We start from the raw sequence: 14,283 nt of genomic DNA, 5'->3' as shown, positions 1-14,283 counted from the left end.
GGGTCAGCCCTTGAGGCTGCCCGCGGTCAGTCCGGCGAGGATCTGCTTCTGGAAGACCAGGAACAGCCCCACCATCGGCAGGCTGGCCAGCACCAGCCCGGCGACCAGCAGGTCGAGCCGGAGATCCGGGGCGACCCGCTGCAACAGCACGGACAACGTCTGCGTGCCGGGGTCCTGCAACACCAGCAGCGGCCAGATGAAGTCCTTCCACGCCGCGACCACGGCGAAGATCGAGACCACCGCGAGCACCGGGCGCGAGATCGGCAGCACGATGCGGAGCAGGATGCGCACCGGCCCGGCGCCGTCGATGGTGGCGGCCTCGATCAGCTCGTCCGGGATCTGGTCGAAGAACCGCTTGAGCAGGTAGATGTTGAACGCGCTGGCGGCGGCGGGCAGCCAGATCGCGGCCGGGGTGCTGAGCAGGTTGACCCCGAGCAGCGGCACGTCGGACACGGTCAGGTAGGTCGGCACCAGCAACGCCGACGCGGGCAGCATCAGCGTGGCCAGCATCAGCCCGAGCACCGCGCCACCGAGCACCGGGCGCAGTTTCGACAGCGCGAACGCGGCCGGTACCGCGACGGCGAGCTGCAGCAGCCAGGCCCCGCCCGCCACCACGATCGTGTTCAGGAAGTACCGGCCCAGGTCCAGCTCGTCCCAAGCCTGCGCGAAGGTCTCCGGGTGCCACTGCTCGGGCACCACGGTCGGTGGCACGCGCGCGAGTTCGTCCGGCGTTTTCATCGCCCCGGTCACCGCCCAGTACAGCGGGAACAGGAAGGCCAGCGTGAACGCGATCAGCACCAGCGAGAAGACCACCCAGTAGACGACCTTGCCGCGGGTGCTGCGCAGCTGCGACGGGGAGACCAGCGTGCGCGGTCCGGGTGCGCCCTTCATTCCGCGCTCCTCTTCGTGATCCGGACGTACGCAGCCGAGAACACCCCGAGCGCGATGAACAGCAGCAGGCTCAGCGCGCTCGCCGAGCCGAAGTCGTTGTAGACGAACGCGTACCGGTAGAGCAGCAGGAGCACGGTGACGGTGGAGTCGTCCGGGCCGCCGCCGGTCATCACGAACGGCTCGGTGAACACCTGCATGGTCGCCACCACCTGCATCAGCAGCAGCACCAGCAGCACGAACCGGGTCTGCGGCACGGTGACGTGCCACAGCCGCCGCCAGATCCCGGCGCCGTCCAGTTCGGCGGCCTCGTACAGATCACCGGGAATGGTCTGCAGCGCGGCCAGGTAGATCAGCGTGGTGCTGCCCATGTTCGCCCAGGTCGAGACCAGGACCAGGGACAGCATCGCGGTGTCGCCGGAGTCGAGCCAGGCCGAGCCGGGCAGCCCGACCGCGCGCAGCCCTTCGTTGAACAGGCCGGGACCCGGGTCGTAGAACCACTTCCACAGCAGCGCGGTGACCACCGGTGGCAGCATCACCGGCAGGTACACCACCAGCCGGAAGTACGCCCGCGCGTGCCGCAGTTCGTTGAGCAGCACCGCGGTGAGGAACGGGATGGCGAAGCCGAAGACCAGCGCCAGCCCGGTGAACAGCAGGGTGTTGCGCCAGGCCACGCCGAACAGCGGGTCGGCGAAGAGCAGCTCGAAGTTCTCCAGGCCGACCCACTCCGGGGCGTCGACGAAGTTCACCTGCTGGAAGCTGAGCACCACGCCGCGCACGATGGGGAACCAGGAGAACAGGGCGAAGACGACCAGCGCGGCGCTGAGCAGGCCGTAAGCCGTGACGTTCTCGGCGAGCCTGCGGCGCCGCCTGGCCGTCGTGCTCACCTGATCTGGGCCAGGGTGGCGTTGACCTTCGACTCCGCGGCGCTGAGCAGGGCCGCCGGATCCGCCGCCGGATCGGTCAGCACCGCCTGCATCACCGTGTCGAGGGTGGCGTAGACCTGCTGGGCGCTCGGCGGTTCGAGGTGGCCCTTGATGGTGGTGCTCGCGTTGAGGTAGGCGGCGTAGTTCTGCGCGGGCACGTTCGCGTACTTCGCCTTGACCGCTTCCTGCTGGTCACGCAGGGCACCGGTCCAGATGTCCGGGTTCGGCAGGGCGGGCAGGCCGACCGGCTGCTGACCGTCGGCGTAGCGCTTGGTGAAGGAGTCGAACCGGTCCGGGTTGAGGTACTTCCACTGGATCCAGGTGAGCCCGGCCTTGATCTTCTCCGGCGACGCCTTCGGGTTGACCATGTAGCCCTCGCCGCCGATCAGCGTGCCCCTGCCCTCGGGCACCGGGGCCAGGCCGTAGTCCTCGTACTTGCCGTTGAACTGCTTGACCAGCGTCGGGATGTTGTCCGGCGCGGCCAGGTACATGCCGAGCTGGCCGGCGCCCATCATGCGCTGCGCGTCGGCGTCCTGCAGGAGCTGCTTGCTGCCCATCGAGTCGTCGGTCCAGCGCATCTGCTTGAGGTGGTCGAGCGCGGTGCGGCCGAGGTCGTTGTTGAAGTCGGCCTTCCAGCCGTCGCCCTCCTTGCGGGCGATCTGGCCGCCGAGGGAGTTGAGCCAGGCGGTCAGGTGCCAGCCGCCCTGGTTGCCCTTGCTGAAGTCCGCGTAGCCGACCACGCCGTCACCGAGCGCGGCGATCTTGTCGGCGGCGGCGCGGACCTCGGCCCAGGTGCGGGGCGGGTTGTCCGGGTCGAGCCCGGCCCTGGTGAACAGCGGGCGGCTGTAGACCAGGCCCATCGAGTAGTTCGCGGTCGGCAGGCCGTAGAGCTTGCCGCCCTCGCCGCGGAAGACGTCCAGCAGCTGCGGCTGGAGCTGGTCGACGTGCGGCAGGTCCTTGACCGCGTCGGTGATGTCGGCGGCCTGGCGGCGGGCGATGATCTGCGCGGGGTCGGTGAAGTAGACGTAGTAGACGTCCTCCAGCTGCCCGCCGGCCAGCTTCGCGGAGAAGGACTCGACCTCCATGAAGCCCTCGTGCGGTTCGAGGTCGATGTCCGGGTGGGCGGCCTCGAACTCGGCCACGTCCTGGTCGAAGATCATCCGCTCGAAGGCCTGCGTCTGCGGCGGCTGGCCGTTGATCGAGACCTTGAGCCTGCCGTCGCCCGAGCGCTCCTCCCCCGAACCGCCCGAGCAGGCGGGCACGGTGGCCACCAGCCCGATCGCGGCCAGGGAAACCAGGACTCTGCGGGAGCGCGGACTCTTCATGGACGCCTCTTCTCGGCCGGCCTCTTGTGACGGCAGTCACTCTAAAGTGTGAAGCCGTGTTCCGCAAGAAGCTGACAGAGTTTTGGAATTATGAGACAGCCTTACGCCGGGTGATCAGTGCGGCACCCTCCCGGTCGAGCTGCGGACCACCAGTTCGGGCGCGAACAGCAGTTCCTCGGCGGGTACCTGGCCGCCGTTGATCTTCTTGACCAGCAGCTCGACCACCGCGCGGCCCATCGCCTCGATCGGCTGGCGGATCGTGGTCAGCGGCGGGTCGACGCACTGCATCAGCGCGGAGTCGTCGTAGCCGACCACGGAGATGTCGTCGGGCACGGCCAGCCCGTGGCGCCGGGCCGCGCGGATGGCGCCGAGGGCGAGCGGGTCGCTGGCGCAGAGGATGGCGGTGACCCCGCGGTTGAGCAGCCGGACGGCGCCGGCGTGGCCGCCTTCCAGCGAGAACATGCCGTGCGCGACGGCCTCGGGGTCGACGTCGAGGCCCGCGGCGTCCAGGCAGGCGTGGAAGGCCTCGAGCTTGCGGCGGGAGGGCATGTGGTCGGCCGGGCCGAGCAGCAGGCCGATGCGCTCGTGGCCGAGCGAGAGCATGTGGCCGATGGCTTGCTCGACCGCCATCGCGTCGTCGCAGGAGACCTGCGGCATGCCGAGCTCGCCGACGGCGGCGTTGAGCAGGATGGTGGGCAGGCCGCGTTCGACGAGCCGGTGGTAGTGGGTGTGCACGGCGTCGGCCTGGGCGTACTGGCCGCCCGCGAAGGCGACGCCGGAGACCTGCTGCTGGAGGAGGAGGTCGACGTAGTCGGCCTCGGAGACGCCGCCGGCGGTGCGGGTGCAGAGGACCGGGGTGAAGCCCTGCTGGGCGAGCGCATTGCCCATCACCTCGGCGAGGGCGGGGAAGATGGGGTTCTGCAGTTCGGGGAGGACCAGCCCGACCAGGCGGGCTCGTTCGCCGCGCAGCTGGGTCGGGCGTTCGTACCCGAGCACGTCGAGCGCGGTGAGCACGGCGGTCCTCGTGCTCTCGGCGACCCCCGGCCTGCCGTTGAGGACCCGGCTCACCGTGGCCTCGCTGACCCCCACCTGCTTCGCGACTTCCGCGATCCGACGTTTCATGCCCGCAATTATGGGACAGGTGGTTGCAAGTATCCGCACACAGCTGATGAACAGGTCCGCATCAGGGGCGCCACAGGAAGCAGCGCCATGCTCGGAGGCGGCGGGAGGACCCGCCGACCACCACGGGAGCCACGATGACCGAAAAGAACCAGCCCGCGGGCGCCGACCAGCCAGGCGCTGCCCAGACAGGGGCCGACCAGGCCGGCGCTGACCAGCCAGGCGCTGTCCAGCCGGGGGCGGAGCAGCCCACAGTCGAGCAGCCGAGCCCGCCTCCCCAGCCCGGGGCGGAGTCCGCCGCGCGGTCAGGCGCCGGAGCCCCGCCACCCGCCGCGCCTCAGCCCGGCGCCGAGCAACCGACCGCGGCTCAGACCGCCGCCATGCAGCAGCCGGGACCCGCGCAGTCCGGAGGCGAGCAGCAGACCTCTGCTCACCAAGCCGGACCCGCCACCGCGCATCAAGGTCCGCCGCCGGGGTGGGCGCCGACCAAGGCACCGCCCGGCAAGTTCGGCCGGTTCGTCCGGCACCGCGCGACCGGGCTGGTCGCGGTCGGCCTGGCCGGCGTACTGGTCGGCGGCGGCGTGGTCGGCATGATCGCCGCGTTCAGCCACGACGGTCCCCGCGACGGCAGGCCCGGCATCGCCCGCGAGTTCGGCGACGGCCCCGGCCGCCACCGCGCCGGCCCGCCCGACAGCTACTTTCCCCGCGAGGACCGCGGCCCCTACCGCGACGAACGCCCCGGCGGCTGACCCGACCGAGCCGACCGGTCAAGCCACGCCCGAGCCAGGCCGGACCGGCCAAGCCACGCCGCCAGGCCAAGCAGCGCCATCCGGCCGAGCCAGGCCACCCGACCGCCGCCGGGCCAAGCAGCGCCATCCGGCCGAGCCAGGCGACCGGACCGGCCAAGCCCCGCCACCCGGCCGGGCCGCGCAAACAGAGCCGACCCTACGGGTGGATCCGCGTCAGCCGCCGCTCCAAGCCGTCGATGGCGATCTGGACCGAATATTCGTAGAACTCGGTGAAGTGCGCGGCCAGCCGCTCCGGGTCCTTCACGCGCTCGTAGACGTTCCGCCCGAGCGCCGCCAGGCCCGGCAGGTCCTCCCGGTCGCGCGCTTCGGCGTAGACCTCGGGGCTGTCCGGCTTGATCAGCGGCTGCGCCAGGTGGTCGTCCTCCTTGGACACCAGCGCGGCGGCCGTGCCGAGCAGGAGGTTGTACGCGGTCACGCTCTCCTCGCCGAACCCGTCGCGCTGCAGCACCCGCACCCCGCGGTCGATCAGCGGCTTGATCGACGGGATCAGCGGCCCGTACAGCGAGAACCGCCTGGCCACGCCCGGATAACGCCGCAGCACCACCCGCAGGTCCGCGAGCAGCTGCCAGTAGAAGTCCCGCCAGTGCAGGTTCGCGTCGGGCAGCGGGATCTCCTCGCCCACCCGCTCGATCACCGCACGCACCACGGACTCCCGGTCCCCGACGTGGTGGTAGATGACGGCGGGGTAGGCCTCCACCGCCGAGGCCAGCTGCCGCAGGGTCCAGCTGTCGAGGCCGCGTTCCACGGTCAACCGCAGCGCCGCGTCGACGATCCGCTCCGCGGTCACCGCGGGCAGGCCGGCCGCGAACCGGGACCGGGGCCGCTGCTGGCCCGGCAGCGGCGAAGGACTCTCTGGGGCTCCAGCCATTCCAGGAAGCTTAATGCTCATTGGATGACCATGCTTGACAGAGTGCCAAATGTTGTTGTTTTGCCTGTTCAGCGAGACATTCGGTGATCATCTTCCGATGCCTGTCCAATCACGATCGCCCGGTAATCGTCAAGTGGATCATGCCGGATTGGGCGAGTATCAACAAGCTGTTTCGGTCTGCGGTTGCTCGCTCACCGCCCGCAACGGCGCGGCGCCCTCCGGATCGCTCTCCCCCCGGGTGAGAACGTGCCGGATCGCGGACGCCGCGTCGTCGACCGGTCGCACACCCGCGTCAGCGCGATGTGCACCAATATCGACGCCGCGTCCGCCACCACGGTTCCCCTCAGTTGAAACCGAGTTGATCAGCCCGCACCCAGGTGGCGTGGAAACCCAGCGGAACCCGTTGCGGCAGCAGCACTCGCGCCACCGGCCCGGCGGCCAGATCACCCGCGTCGAAGATGTCCAATTCGGACACTCCCTCGCGTTCGTCCTGCACGAAGGTGACCAGGTAGCCGTCGCCCTCCACGGTGGCGCCGTCGCGCGGGGCGAACGGCGCCTCACTACCCCAGCGCCCCGGCCCGAACCGGTGCTCCGCCTTCACCCCGGTCGCGTTGTCGTAGCGGACCAGGCCGTCGAACAGCAGCGTCGACTCCGGCGAAATGCTCACGTGGTAGGCGAACCGGCTCAGCCTGCCCACCTTGCGCGAGTCCACGCTGGGGAACTCCGTGTTCGCGTCGTCCATCGGCGATTCGCTGACCGCGCCGGTGCGCAGGTTGAACCGGTAGCGGTGCAACTGCGCGTCGAGGCGCAGGTAGGACAGCATCTTCGCCAGCGGGGTGCGCGCGTCGGCGCGCGGCTGCGGCCTGCTCACCCGGCAGACGTCGAGCACGATCTCCTCGCCCGCCTCCCACGAGTTCACCACGTGGTAGATGTAGCAGGGCGAAGCCTCGAACCAGCGCACCTGATCACCGGTGCCGTACCGCGGCAGAACGCCGAACCGCGCGGGCAGCGACCGGTCGAAGACGAGCTTGTGCCGACCGTGCCGCGCCGCCTCGGCGTCCTGCAGGAGCGGCAGATCCATCAGCACCGCGTAGTTCGCGGTGATCGCCATGTCGTGCGGCAGCCGCGGCCCCGGCAGCGCGACCTCCGTGGTGTGCACCACCCGCCCGTCCGCGCTGACCACGCCGTAACGCAGGTACGGCGGCGTCGGGCCGTAGTCGAACCAGAACAGCTCGCCGGTGCGCTCGTCGACCTTGGGGTGGGCCATCATGTCGCCCACCAGCGTGCCCAGGAAGTCTTCCGCGCCAAGGGTTTCCAGCGACAGCGGGTCGATGCCGTACGGGCTGCCGCACAGGTACCAGGTGGTCAGCACCTTGCCGCGGTGGAAGATCACGTCGGTGTTGGCCGCGTCCTTGAGGCCGAGCCCGTGGTGGTTGCCGAACGGGTTGCCCTTCGGGCTCTCCATCACCCCCGTCCACAGCGCGCGGCCCGCCTCGGACTCGGCGGCGAAGGCCTTGGTGCGGATCCACCGGTTGCGGTAGCGGGCCCGGCCGTTCTCCAGGTGCACCGCGTGCACCATGCCGTCCCCGTCGAACCAGTGGTAGCGGCCTTCCGGGCGGTACCGCGGGTTCGGGCCGTTGCGCAGGTAGACCCCGTTGAGGTCGGGCGGGATGCGGCCGATCACCTGCAGGTCGCCGCTGTCGATCTCGGTGGTCACCGGCGCGTAGACGCCGAGCAGGTAGGGATTGGGCTCGTCGGTACCGGCCACGATCACCGGCTGGTCGTGGCTGCTGGTCAAGGCGGCCTCCCAGGCTGGACGGCGAACTTCAACCCTACGTTTTCCCGGGCGGGCGGACCACCCGCTCAGCCGGTCCGGCCGAGTGAACGGGCGTACGCCGCCGGGGTCACGCCCTTCCAGCGCTTGAAGGCGTAGATGAAGCTGGATGCCTCGGCGTAGCCCAGCCGCACCGCCACCGCCTCCACCGAGAGCGCGCCGGTGGCCAGCAGTTCCTCCGCCAGCGCCTCGCGGACCTCGTCGACCAGCGCGCGGTAGCTGGTGCCCGCCTCGGTCAGCCGGCGCCGCAGCGTGCGGGGGCTCATCGTGAGGTCGCGGGCGATGGCGTCCATGCCGGTGTCGGCGCCGCCGAGGCGGATCAGCCGTTCCCTGACCTGGTGCGAGATCCCGGTGCGGGCGCGGCGCCGGGTGACCAGTTCGCGGCACTGCGCCTCGCAGATGGCCACGGTGTGCTCGTTCGCCTGCGGCAGCGGCTGGTCCAGGTACGCGGCGTCGAGCGCGAGCAGGTTGACCTGGCCACCGAACGACGGGCGCACCCCGAAGGCCGCCACATAGGCGTCCACAGTAGACGGTTGGGGGAAGCGGAAGCCGAGGCGCCGCAGGGTGATCGGCGGCAGCAGGTCGCCGAGCACGGTGTAGATGGCGGACAGGTCCCGCAGCACCAGGAACCGGGCGACGTCGGCCGGGACCAGTTCGTCGTGCAGCACCAGCCGGATCTCGCCGCCGTCGACGGCCACGTGCGGGATGCAGAAGGTGAAGCTCAGGTCCAGGTACCGCAGCGCGAAGGCCATCGTGTCGGCCAGGGTCGGGCTGCTGATGCAGGCGAAGCCGAAGATGCCGAAGGTGGTCACGTGGTAGCGGCCGCCGAGCGCGATCGCCGCGGCGTCCGGGTCCTGGCCCGGCGCCAGGCCGTTGAGCAGGTTGCGCACCACGGTCAGCTCCTGGCGCGCGTCGATCTGCAGCTCCGGGTCGCGGACCTGGCCAGGGGTGAGCGAGGTGCCCGAGAGCACCCCGTGGATCCCGTGCTCGGCGGCGAACACCGACATCAGCAGGACGCTCGCGGTGCTCCGCGGAAAGTCCCAGTCGCGCACCGCCGGCGCGGCGAACTCCACCATGGCCGGAATTATCGATCGATGGCGTGGCCGCGCGCCACCCCGGTCGTGGCCGAAAATCTCGATCGACTGACCGTTCGTGCACTTCACCGGGCCGCCACCGGGACGTAACTTCGTCACCCATGAGCACAGCGTCCGTTCTCATCGCCGGCAGCGGGTTCGGCGGCATCGCACTGGCCATCGAGCTGAAGCGGGCCGGCCTGCACGAGTTCACCGTGCTGGAGCGCGCGGACGAGATCGGCGGTGTGTGGCGCGAGAACACCTACCCCGGCGCCGCCTGCGACATCCCGTCGCCGCTCTACTCGTTCTCCTTCGCGCCCAACCCCGACTGGCCGCGGCGCTATTCGGGGCAGGCCGAGATCCACGCCTACCTCAAGCGCGTCGCAGCGGAGTACGGCGTCGACCGCCACATCCGCTTCGGCACCGAGGTGACCAGCGCGTCCTTCGACAACGGGCGCTGGACCGTGGAGACGAGCACCGGCGAGACCTTCGAGGCGACCGTCTTCGTGCCCGCCACCGGCCAGCTGTCCGAGCCCGCCCTGCCGAATATTCGAGGTCTCGGCAGCTTCGACGGCCCCGCCTTCCACTCCGCCCGCTGGAACCACGACGTCGACCTGAGCGGCAAGCGGGTCGCGGTGATCGGCACCGGGGCCAGCGCCATCCAGTTCGTGCCGGAGATCCGGCGGGACGCCCGGCAGGTGACGGTGTTCCAGCGGACCCCGCCCTACATCATGGCCAAGAACGACACGGTCTACCGCCGCTGGCACCGCTTCCTGTTCCGGCACCTGCCGTTCACCCAGTTGCTGGGCAGGCTGCGGATCTGGCTGCTCGCCGAGTACGCCACCTTCGCGATGACCGGGCACGGCCTGCTGACCAAACCGTTCGAGCTGCGCACCGAGCAGCTGCGGCGGCGCCACATCAAGGACCCCGGCCTGCGCGCGCGGATCACGCCGAGCTACCCGATGGGCTGCAAGCGGATCCTGTTCACCAACGACTACCTGCCCGCACTGGCCTCGCCCAACGTCGACGTCGAGACCGGCACGATCGCCGAGATCACCCCGCGCGGCGTGCGCACCGAGGACGGCGTGGAGCACGAAGCCGACGTGCTGATCTACGGCACCGGCTTCGCCGCGCTGGACTTCCTCGGCCCGCTCAAGATCCGCGGCCTCGGCGGGCGCGACCTGGCCGAGGTGTGGGCCAAGGGCGCCCGCGCGCACCTGGGCATGACCGTGCCCGGGTTCCCGAACCTGTTCTGGATGTACGGCCCGAACACCAATCTCGGCGCCGGCTCGATCATCTACATGCTGGAGCGGCAGGCGCGGTACATCCGCCAGGCCGTCGAGCACCTGTCGCGGCCGTCGGTGTCCTACCTGGACGTCCGGCCGGAGGTGGAGCAGGAGTACGACGAGGAGATCCAGTCGCGGCTGGCGGGCAGCGTGTGGACCGGCTGCTCCAGCTGGTACCGCCAGGCCGACGGCCGGGTCTCCACCAACTGGCCCGGCCTGGTCTCGGAGTACCACCTCCGCACCCGGCGGCTGCGCCTTTCCGAGTTCAGGACGGTGGGTGACTGATGTCCGACTTCGACTACTACGACGTGCTGGTGATCGGCTCCGGCTTCGGCGGGAGCGTCTCGGCGCTGCGGCTGACCGAGAAGGGTTACCGCGTCGGGGTGCTGGAGGCCGGGCGCCGGTTCGCCGACGACGAGTTCGCGAAGACCTCGTGGCGGCTGCGGAAGTACCTGTGGGCCCCGCGGCTCGGCTGCTTCGGCATCCAGCGGCTCACCCTGCTGAAGAACACGTTCGTGATGAGCGGCGCCGGGGTCGGCGGTGGGTCGCTGGTCTACGCGAACACGCTGTACGAGCCCCCGGACAAGTTCTACGCCGACCCGCAGTGGGCGCACATCACCGACTGGAAGAGCGAGCTGGCCCCGCACTACGACCAGGCCAAGCGCATGCTCGGGGTGACGGACAACCCGGCGACCACGCCCGCCGACCGGGTGCTGCGCGAGGTCGCCGCGGACATGGGCATCGAGCACACCTACCGGCCGACGCCGGTCGGCGTGTTCTTCGGCGAGCGTGCCGGCGAGGAGGTGCCCGACCCGTTCTTCGGCGGTGCGGGACCGTCCCGGCGCGGGTGCAGCCACTGCGGCGAGTGCATGACCGGGTGCCGCCACGGCGCGAAGAACACCCTGGTCAAGAACTACCTGTACCTCGCGGAGCAGGCCGGCGCGCAGGTGCACGAGCGGAGCACGGTGGTCGACGTGCGGCCGATGCCCGGTGGCGGGTACGCGGTGAAGACCGTGCGGACCGGCGGGTTCGCCCGGCGGACCTTCTACGCCGATCAGGTGATCTTCTCCGCAGCCGCGCTCGGCACCCAGCGGCTCCTGCACAAGCTGCGCGACCGGCGCGCGCTGCCCCGGATCTCCGCTCGGCTCGGTTATTTGGCCCGCACGAACTCCGAGGCCGTGCTCGCCGCGCAATCGTTGCGCAACGACACCGACTTCACCCGTGGGGTGGCGATCACCTCGTCGATTCACCCGGACGAGGACACGCACGTCGAGCCGGTGCGTTACGGCAAGGGCAGCAACGCCATGGGCCTGCTCGCCACCGTGCTGGTGGACGCCGAGCCCGGGAAGCGGCGCTGGGTGCTCGGCCTGCGCGAGCTGTTCCGGCAGCGGCGGAACCTGCTCCGCCTGCACAACCCCCGCCGGTGGTCGGAGCGGATGATCGGGTTGCTGGTGATGCAGAACCTGGACAACTCGGTGACCACCTACACCCGGCGCGGGCTGCTGGGCAGGCGGCGGATGACCACCCGCCAGGGGGACGGGCTGCCCAGCCCGGAGTGGATCCCGGTGGGCAACGAGGTCACCCGGCGGGTGGCCGACAAGATCGGCGGGCTGCCGCAGGGGTCGGTCACCGAGCTGGCGAACATCCCGATCACCGGGCACTTCATCGGCGGCTGCGCGATCGGCGATTCGAGCGACACCGGGGTGGTCGACCCGTACCAGCGGCTCTACGGGCACCCCGGCCTGCACGTGGTGGACGGCTCGACGATCTCGGCGAACCTCGGGGTGAACCCGTCGCTGACCATCACCGCGCAGTCGGAGCGCGCGATGTCGTTCTGGCCGAACAAGGGCGAGGAGGATCCTCGGCCGCCGCTCGGCGCGGCCTACCGGCGGCTGAGCGCGGTACCGCCGGTGCGCCCGGTCGTGCCGCCGAGCGCGCCCGCGGCGCTGCGCCTGCCGATCCGGCCGGTGTGGCCGTCCGATCAGGGGATCTCGAAGTAGCGGGTGTTCTGGAAGGACTCCTGCAGCCACTGGCCGTGCCGCCGGACGAGGAGGTTGGTGTTGGTGGAGTGCGAATCGGGGCGGCAGTCGGGCACGTCGCCCTGCGTCAGGCACGAGGAGCGGATGACCACCACGGTGTTGCGGTCGAGGTACCGGACCTTCTCGCTCAGCCGCTTGATCCGGCTGCCGTCGATGTAGTTGTCGAAGTAGTACTGCATCCCGCGCGCGATGCCCTCGCGGCTGTGGAGGTGCTCGCCGTTGAAGGTGACTACGTCGCCTTGCTCGGTATACGTGGCTGCGAAGGCAGCGCCATCTTCTTCGGCCCAGGCCTTGGCCTGGCGCTCATGCAGCTTGTCGAAGGCAGCCTGATCACCGGGCTTGTAGTCGGCTGACTGGCTGCCGCGTATGAGGCCCGCCTCCTGCGCGTCCGCCCCGCGACCCGCCTCCCGCTCGCCGGGCACGAGACCCGCCGACTGCCCGCCGAGTGCGTGGCCCGCCGACTGCGCCCCGGCTGGCGGGTAGCCGCCGGGCTGGCTGCCAGCCGTCTGGAGGCCATCAACCTGGAGGCCGGTCGACTGGTCGCCGCCACTCTGATGACCGGCGAACTGGTGACCGCCACCCCAATGACCGGCGAACTGGAGACCGGCGGTCTGGTGGCCCGTGGACTGCTGTCCGGCGGGCTGATGTTCCTCGCCCGCCGAGGTCGGGACGGCCGTGATCAGCAGCACGCCCACCGCGGCCACCGCCCAGCCGATTCGTCGCTTCCCCATGATCCCTCCAGCTGCTTTCATAGATAGTGTCGCTACATGTCGCGACACTACCTATATGCCCAGTGGGGTGCAAACCGGTGAAATCCGCTCGCCAACCAGGCGAGCGACTGACAGGCTGGCCGGTGACACACGACGTTGTTCGGAGGTTTCACATGTCTGACACGCAACCCACGCCGGAAACCGGCGAGGAGGACGACGTCAAGCGCAAGTTCCGCGAGGCACTCGAGCGGAAGCAGGCCCAGACCAAGGCCCGGGCCGCCCACGAGGACCGGGGCTCCAAGGTGCACAACGCCCACGGCCCCGCGGGCGGCAAGCGCGAGTTCCGGCGCAAGAGCGGCTAGATCGCTGCTCTTGTTTTGGAGCACTGCTCTCATTTGAGAGCAGTGCTCACTTCTTAGAGCACCTGTTTCGCTCACCCCTTCTAAGGCGTGAACACCTCGCGGTGGTCGACCACCCGGAACGCACTCCCCGGACTGGCCACGGCCACCGCGTCGCGCAGTTTGGTGAGCCCGCCCCAGTCCTTGGCGGGCTCGTCCAGCGGGAAGTCGAAGTCGTCCCAATGGGTCGGCACCACGTACGGCGGAAACCCGAGCGTGCGCAGCAGCCTCGGCACGTACTCCGCCACCCGATCCCCGCCGGCGGGCAGGAGCAGCACGTCCGGCCGCAGCCCGGCCAGCTCCCCCTCCACGTAGTTGGAACCGCCGAAGTTCATCACCGCGAACCCCGACGCGCTCTCCACCTGGTAGGCCAGCGTGCCCCCTTCGAGCAGGTCGCTGATCACCCGCGGCCGGTCCCGCCGGGACAGCGGGCGCGTACCCGCGAACGCGACCTTCGCCCGGTCGCCGCTCGCCGAGTGCAGTGAGCGGAGCACGCGAATCGAATAACCGTCGAAGGTGTGGAACTCGCCGCCGGTCGCGATCGCGAGCTGCTCCTCGGGGGCGCCGAGGGCGAGCAGCAGGCTCAGATGCGTCTCGGTCCCGATCACCGTCGCGCCGGTTTTCTTGGCGAGGTACGGCACGTCGCTGATGTGGTCGTAGTGGCCGTGGGTGACCAGGATGTGGTCGGCATGCAGCTCACCGGAGTCCACCAGCCGGTCGATGAGCCCCCGATCGACCTCGATGCGCGTGTTCGGGTCCGCGCCCTCCTTGGTGTACGTGCCGGTCTTGAACCGGGTCAGCCACGGGTCGATCAGCACCACCTTGCCACCGGGCAGGCGCAGCTCCCAGCTGTTGTTGCCCCACCAGCGCAGGGTCACGTCAGCCTTCGCGCGCGGGCTGGGGTTCGCCACTGCCGGAATGCCGGGCAGGCTCGCCGCCACCGCGGCCGAGACCCCGAGGAAACCGCGTCTGCCGAATCTGGTCCGTCCATCACTCATGATCGACAGC

Annotated in this window: 13 protein-coding genes; 4 read left to right on the top strand and 9 right to left on the bottom strand. The window is 70.3% G+C overall.

Annotated elements, in window-relative coordinates:
- Positions 1–3: 3 nt before the first annotated feature.
- The 4 genes from JYK18_RS19925 to JYK18_RS19910 form a co-directional block, all read right to left on the bottom strand.
- Positions 4–891, bottom strand: a complete 888-nt coding sequence (locus JYK18_RS19925) for a carbohydrate ABC transporter permease (protein WP_206803461.1) — start codon at positions 889–891, stop codon at positions 4–6.
- Positions 888–1,775 (bottom strand): carbohydrate ABC transporter permease, encoded by an 888-nt coding sequence (locus JYK18_RS19920; protein WP_206803460.1) that lies wholly within the window; start codon positions 1,773–1,775, stop codon positions 888–890. Before JYK18_RS19920 ends, JYK18_RS19925 begins: the two co-directional genes overlap by 4 nt.
- Positions 1,772–3,139: an ABC transporter substrate-binding protein gene (locus tag JYK18_RS19915; protein ID WP_206803459.1), complete on the bottom strand. Its 1,368-nt coding sequence runs from the start codon at positions 3,137–3,139 to the stop codon at positions 1,772–1,774. The genes JYK18_RS19920 and JYK18_RS19915 overlap by 4 nt, the downstream gene beginning before the upstream one ends.
- Before the next feature lie 114 nt (positions 3,140–3,253).
- Positions 3,254–4,261 carry a LacI family DNA-binding transcriptional regulator gene (locus JYK18_RS19910; RefSeq protein WP_374195036.1) on the bottom strand — a complete coding sequence of 336 codons (1,008 nt, stop codon included), beginning with the start codon at positions 4,259–4,261 and terminating at the stop codon, positions 3,254–3,256.
- Positions 4,262–4,395: 134 nt separating this feature from the next.
- Between JYK18_RS19910 and JYK18_RS19905 the strand changes: the two genes are divergently transcribed.
- Entirely contained in the window at positions 4,396–5,007 is a 612-nt protein-coding gene (locus tag JYK18_RS19905; protein WP_206804438.1) for a hypothetical protein, read from the top strand.
- Positions 5,008–5,203: 196 nt separating this feature from the next.
- Here JYK18_RS19905 and JYK18_RS19900 read toward each other — a convergent pair whose 3' ends face one another.
- The 3 genes from JYK18_RS19900 to JYK18_RS19890 all read right to left on the bottom strand — a co-directional run bounded on the left by JYK18_RS19900 (position 5,204) and on the right by JYK18_RS19890 (position 8,845).
- On the bottom strand, positions 5,204–5,935 hold the full coding sequence (locus JYK18_RS19900) for a TetR/AcrR family transcriptional regulator (RefSeq protein ID WP_153035273.1): 732 nt from the start codon (positions 5,933–5,935) through the stop codon (positions 5,204–5,206).
- Positions 5,936–6,278: 343 nt separating this feature from the next.
- The gene (locus JYK18_RS19895) at positions 6,279–7,733 is read right to left on the bottom strand and encodes a carotenoid oxygenase family protein (protein ID WP_206803458.1); all 1,455 of its coding nucleotides are present in this window, start codon (positions 7,731–7,733) and stop codon (positions 6,279–6,281) included.
- A gap of 65 nt (positions 7,734–7,798) precedes the next feature.
- The gene (locus tag JYK18_RS19890) at positions 7,799–8,845 is read right to left on the bottom strand and encodes an AraC family transcriptional regulator (RefSeq protein ID WP_206803457.1); all 1,047 of its coding nucleotides are present in this window, start codon (positions 8,843–8,845) and stop codon (positions 7,799–7,801) included.
- Positions 8,846–8,964: 119 nt separating this feature from the next.
- Between JYK18_RS19890 and JYK18_RS19885 the strand changes: the two genes are divergently transcribed.
- Positions 8,965–10,413, top strand: coding sequence for an NAD(P)/FAD-dependent oxidoreductase (locus JYK18_RS19885; protein WP_206803456.1), 1,449 nt, complete (start codon positions 8,965–8,967; stop codon positions 10,411–10,413).
- Entirely contained in the window at positions 10,413–12,128 is a 1,716-nt protein-coding gene (locus tag JYK18_RS19880) for an FAD-dependent oxidoreductase (protein ID WP_206803455.1), read from the top strand. Before JYK18_RS19885 ends, JYK18_RS19880 begins: the two co-directional genes overlap by 1 nt.
- Here JYK18_RS19880 and JYK18_RS19875 read toward each other — a convergent pair.
- Positions 12,110–12,898 (bottom strand): SgcJ/EcaC family oxidoreductase, encoded by a 789-nt coding sequence (locus JYK18_RS19875; RefSeq protein WP_206803454.1) that lies wholly within the window; start codon positions 12,896–12,898, stop codon positions 12,110–12,112. The genes JYK18_RS19880 and JYK18_RS19875 overlap by 19 nt on opposite strands.
- A gap of 152 nt (positions 12,899–13,050) precedes the next feature.
- On the opposite strand from JYK18_RS19875, the gene JYK18_RS19870 reads away from it, so the two are divergent.
- The gene (locus tag JYK18_RS19870; RefSeq protein WP_153035279.1) at positions 13,051–13,239 is read left to right on the top strand and encodes a DUF5302 domain-containing protein; all 189 of its coding nucleotides are present in this window, start codon (positions 13,051–13,053) and stop codon (positions 13,237–13,239) included.
- An 80-nt stretch (positions 13,240–13,319) separates the two neighbouring features.
- Here the strand turns inward: JYK18_RS19870 and JYK18_RS19865 are convergent, their stop codons facing one another.
- Complete coding sequence (locus JYK18_RS19865) at positions 13,320–14,273, bottom strand: MBL fold metallo-hydrolase (RefSeq protein ID WP_206803453.1); 954 nt, start codon at positions 14,271–14,273, stop codon at positions 13,320–13,322.
- Between the last annotated feature and the right edge of the window lie 10 nt (positions 14,274–14,283).

The sequence above is a fragment of the Amycolatopsis sp. 195334CR genome (genome assembly GCF_017309385.1).
Lineage (GTDB): Bacteria > Actinomycetota > Actinomycetes > Mycobacteriales > Pseudonocardiaceae > Amycolatopsis.
Note: the sequence above shows the minus strand (reverse complement) of the source record. Positions and strands in the feature narration are given on the sequence as shown.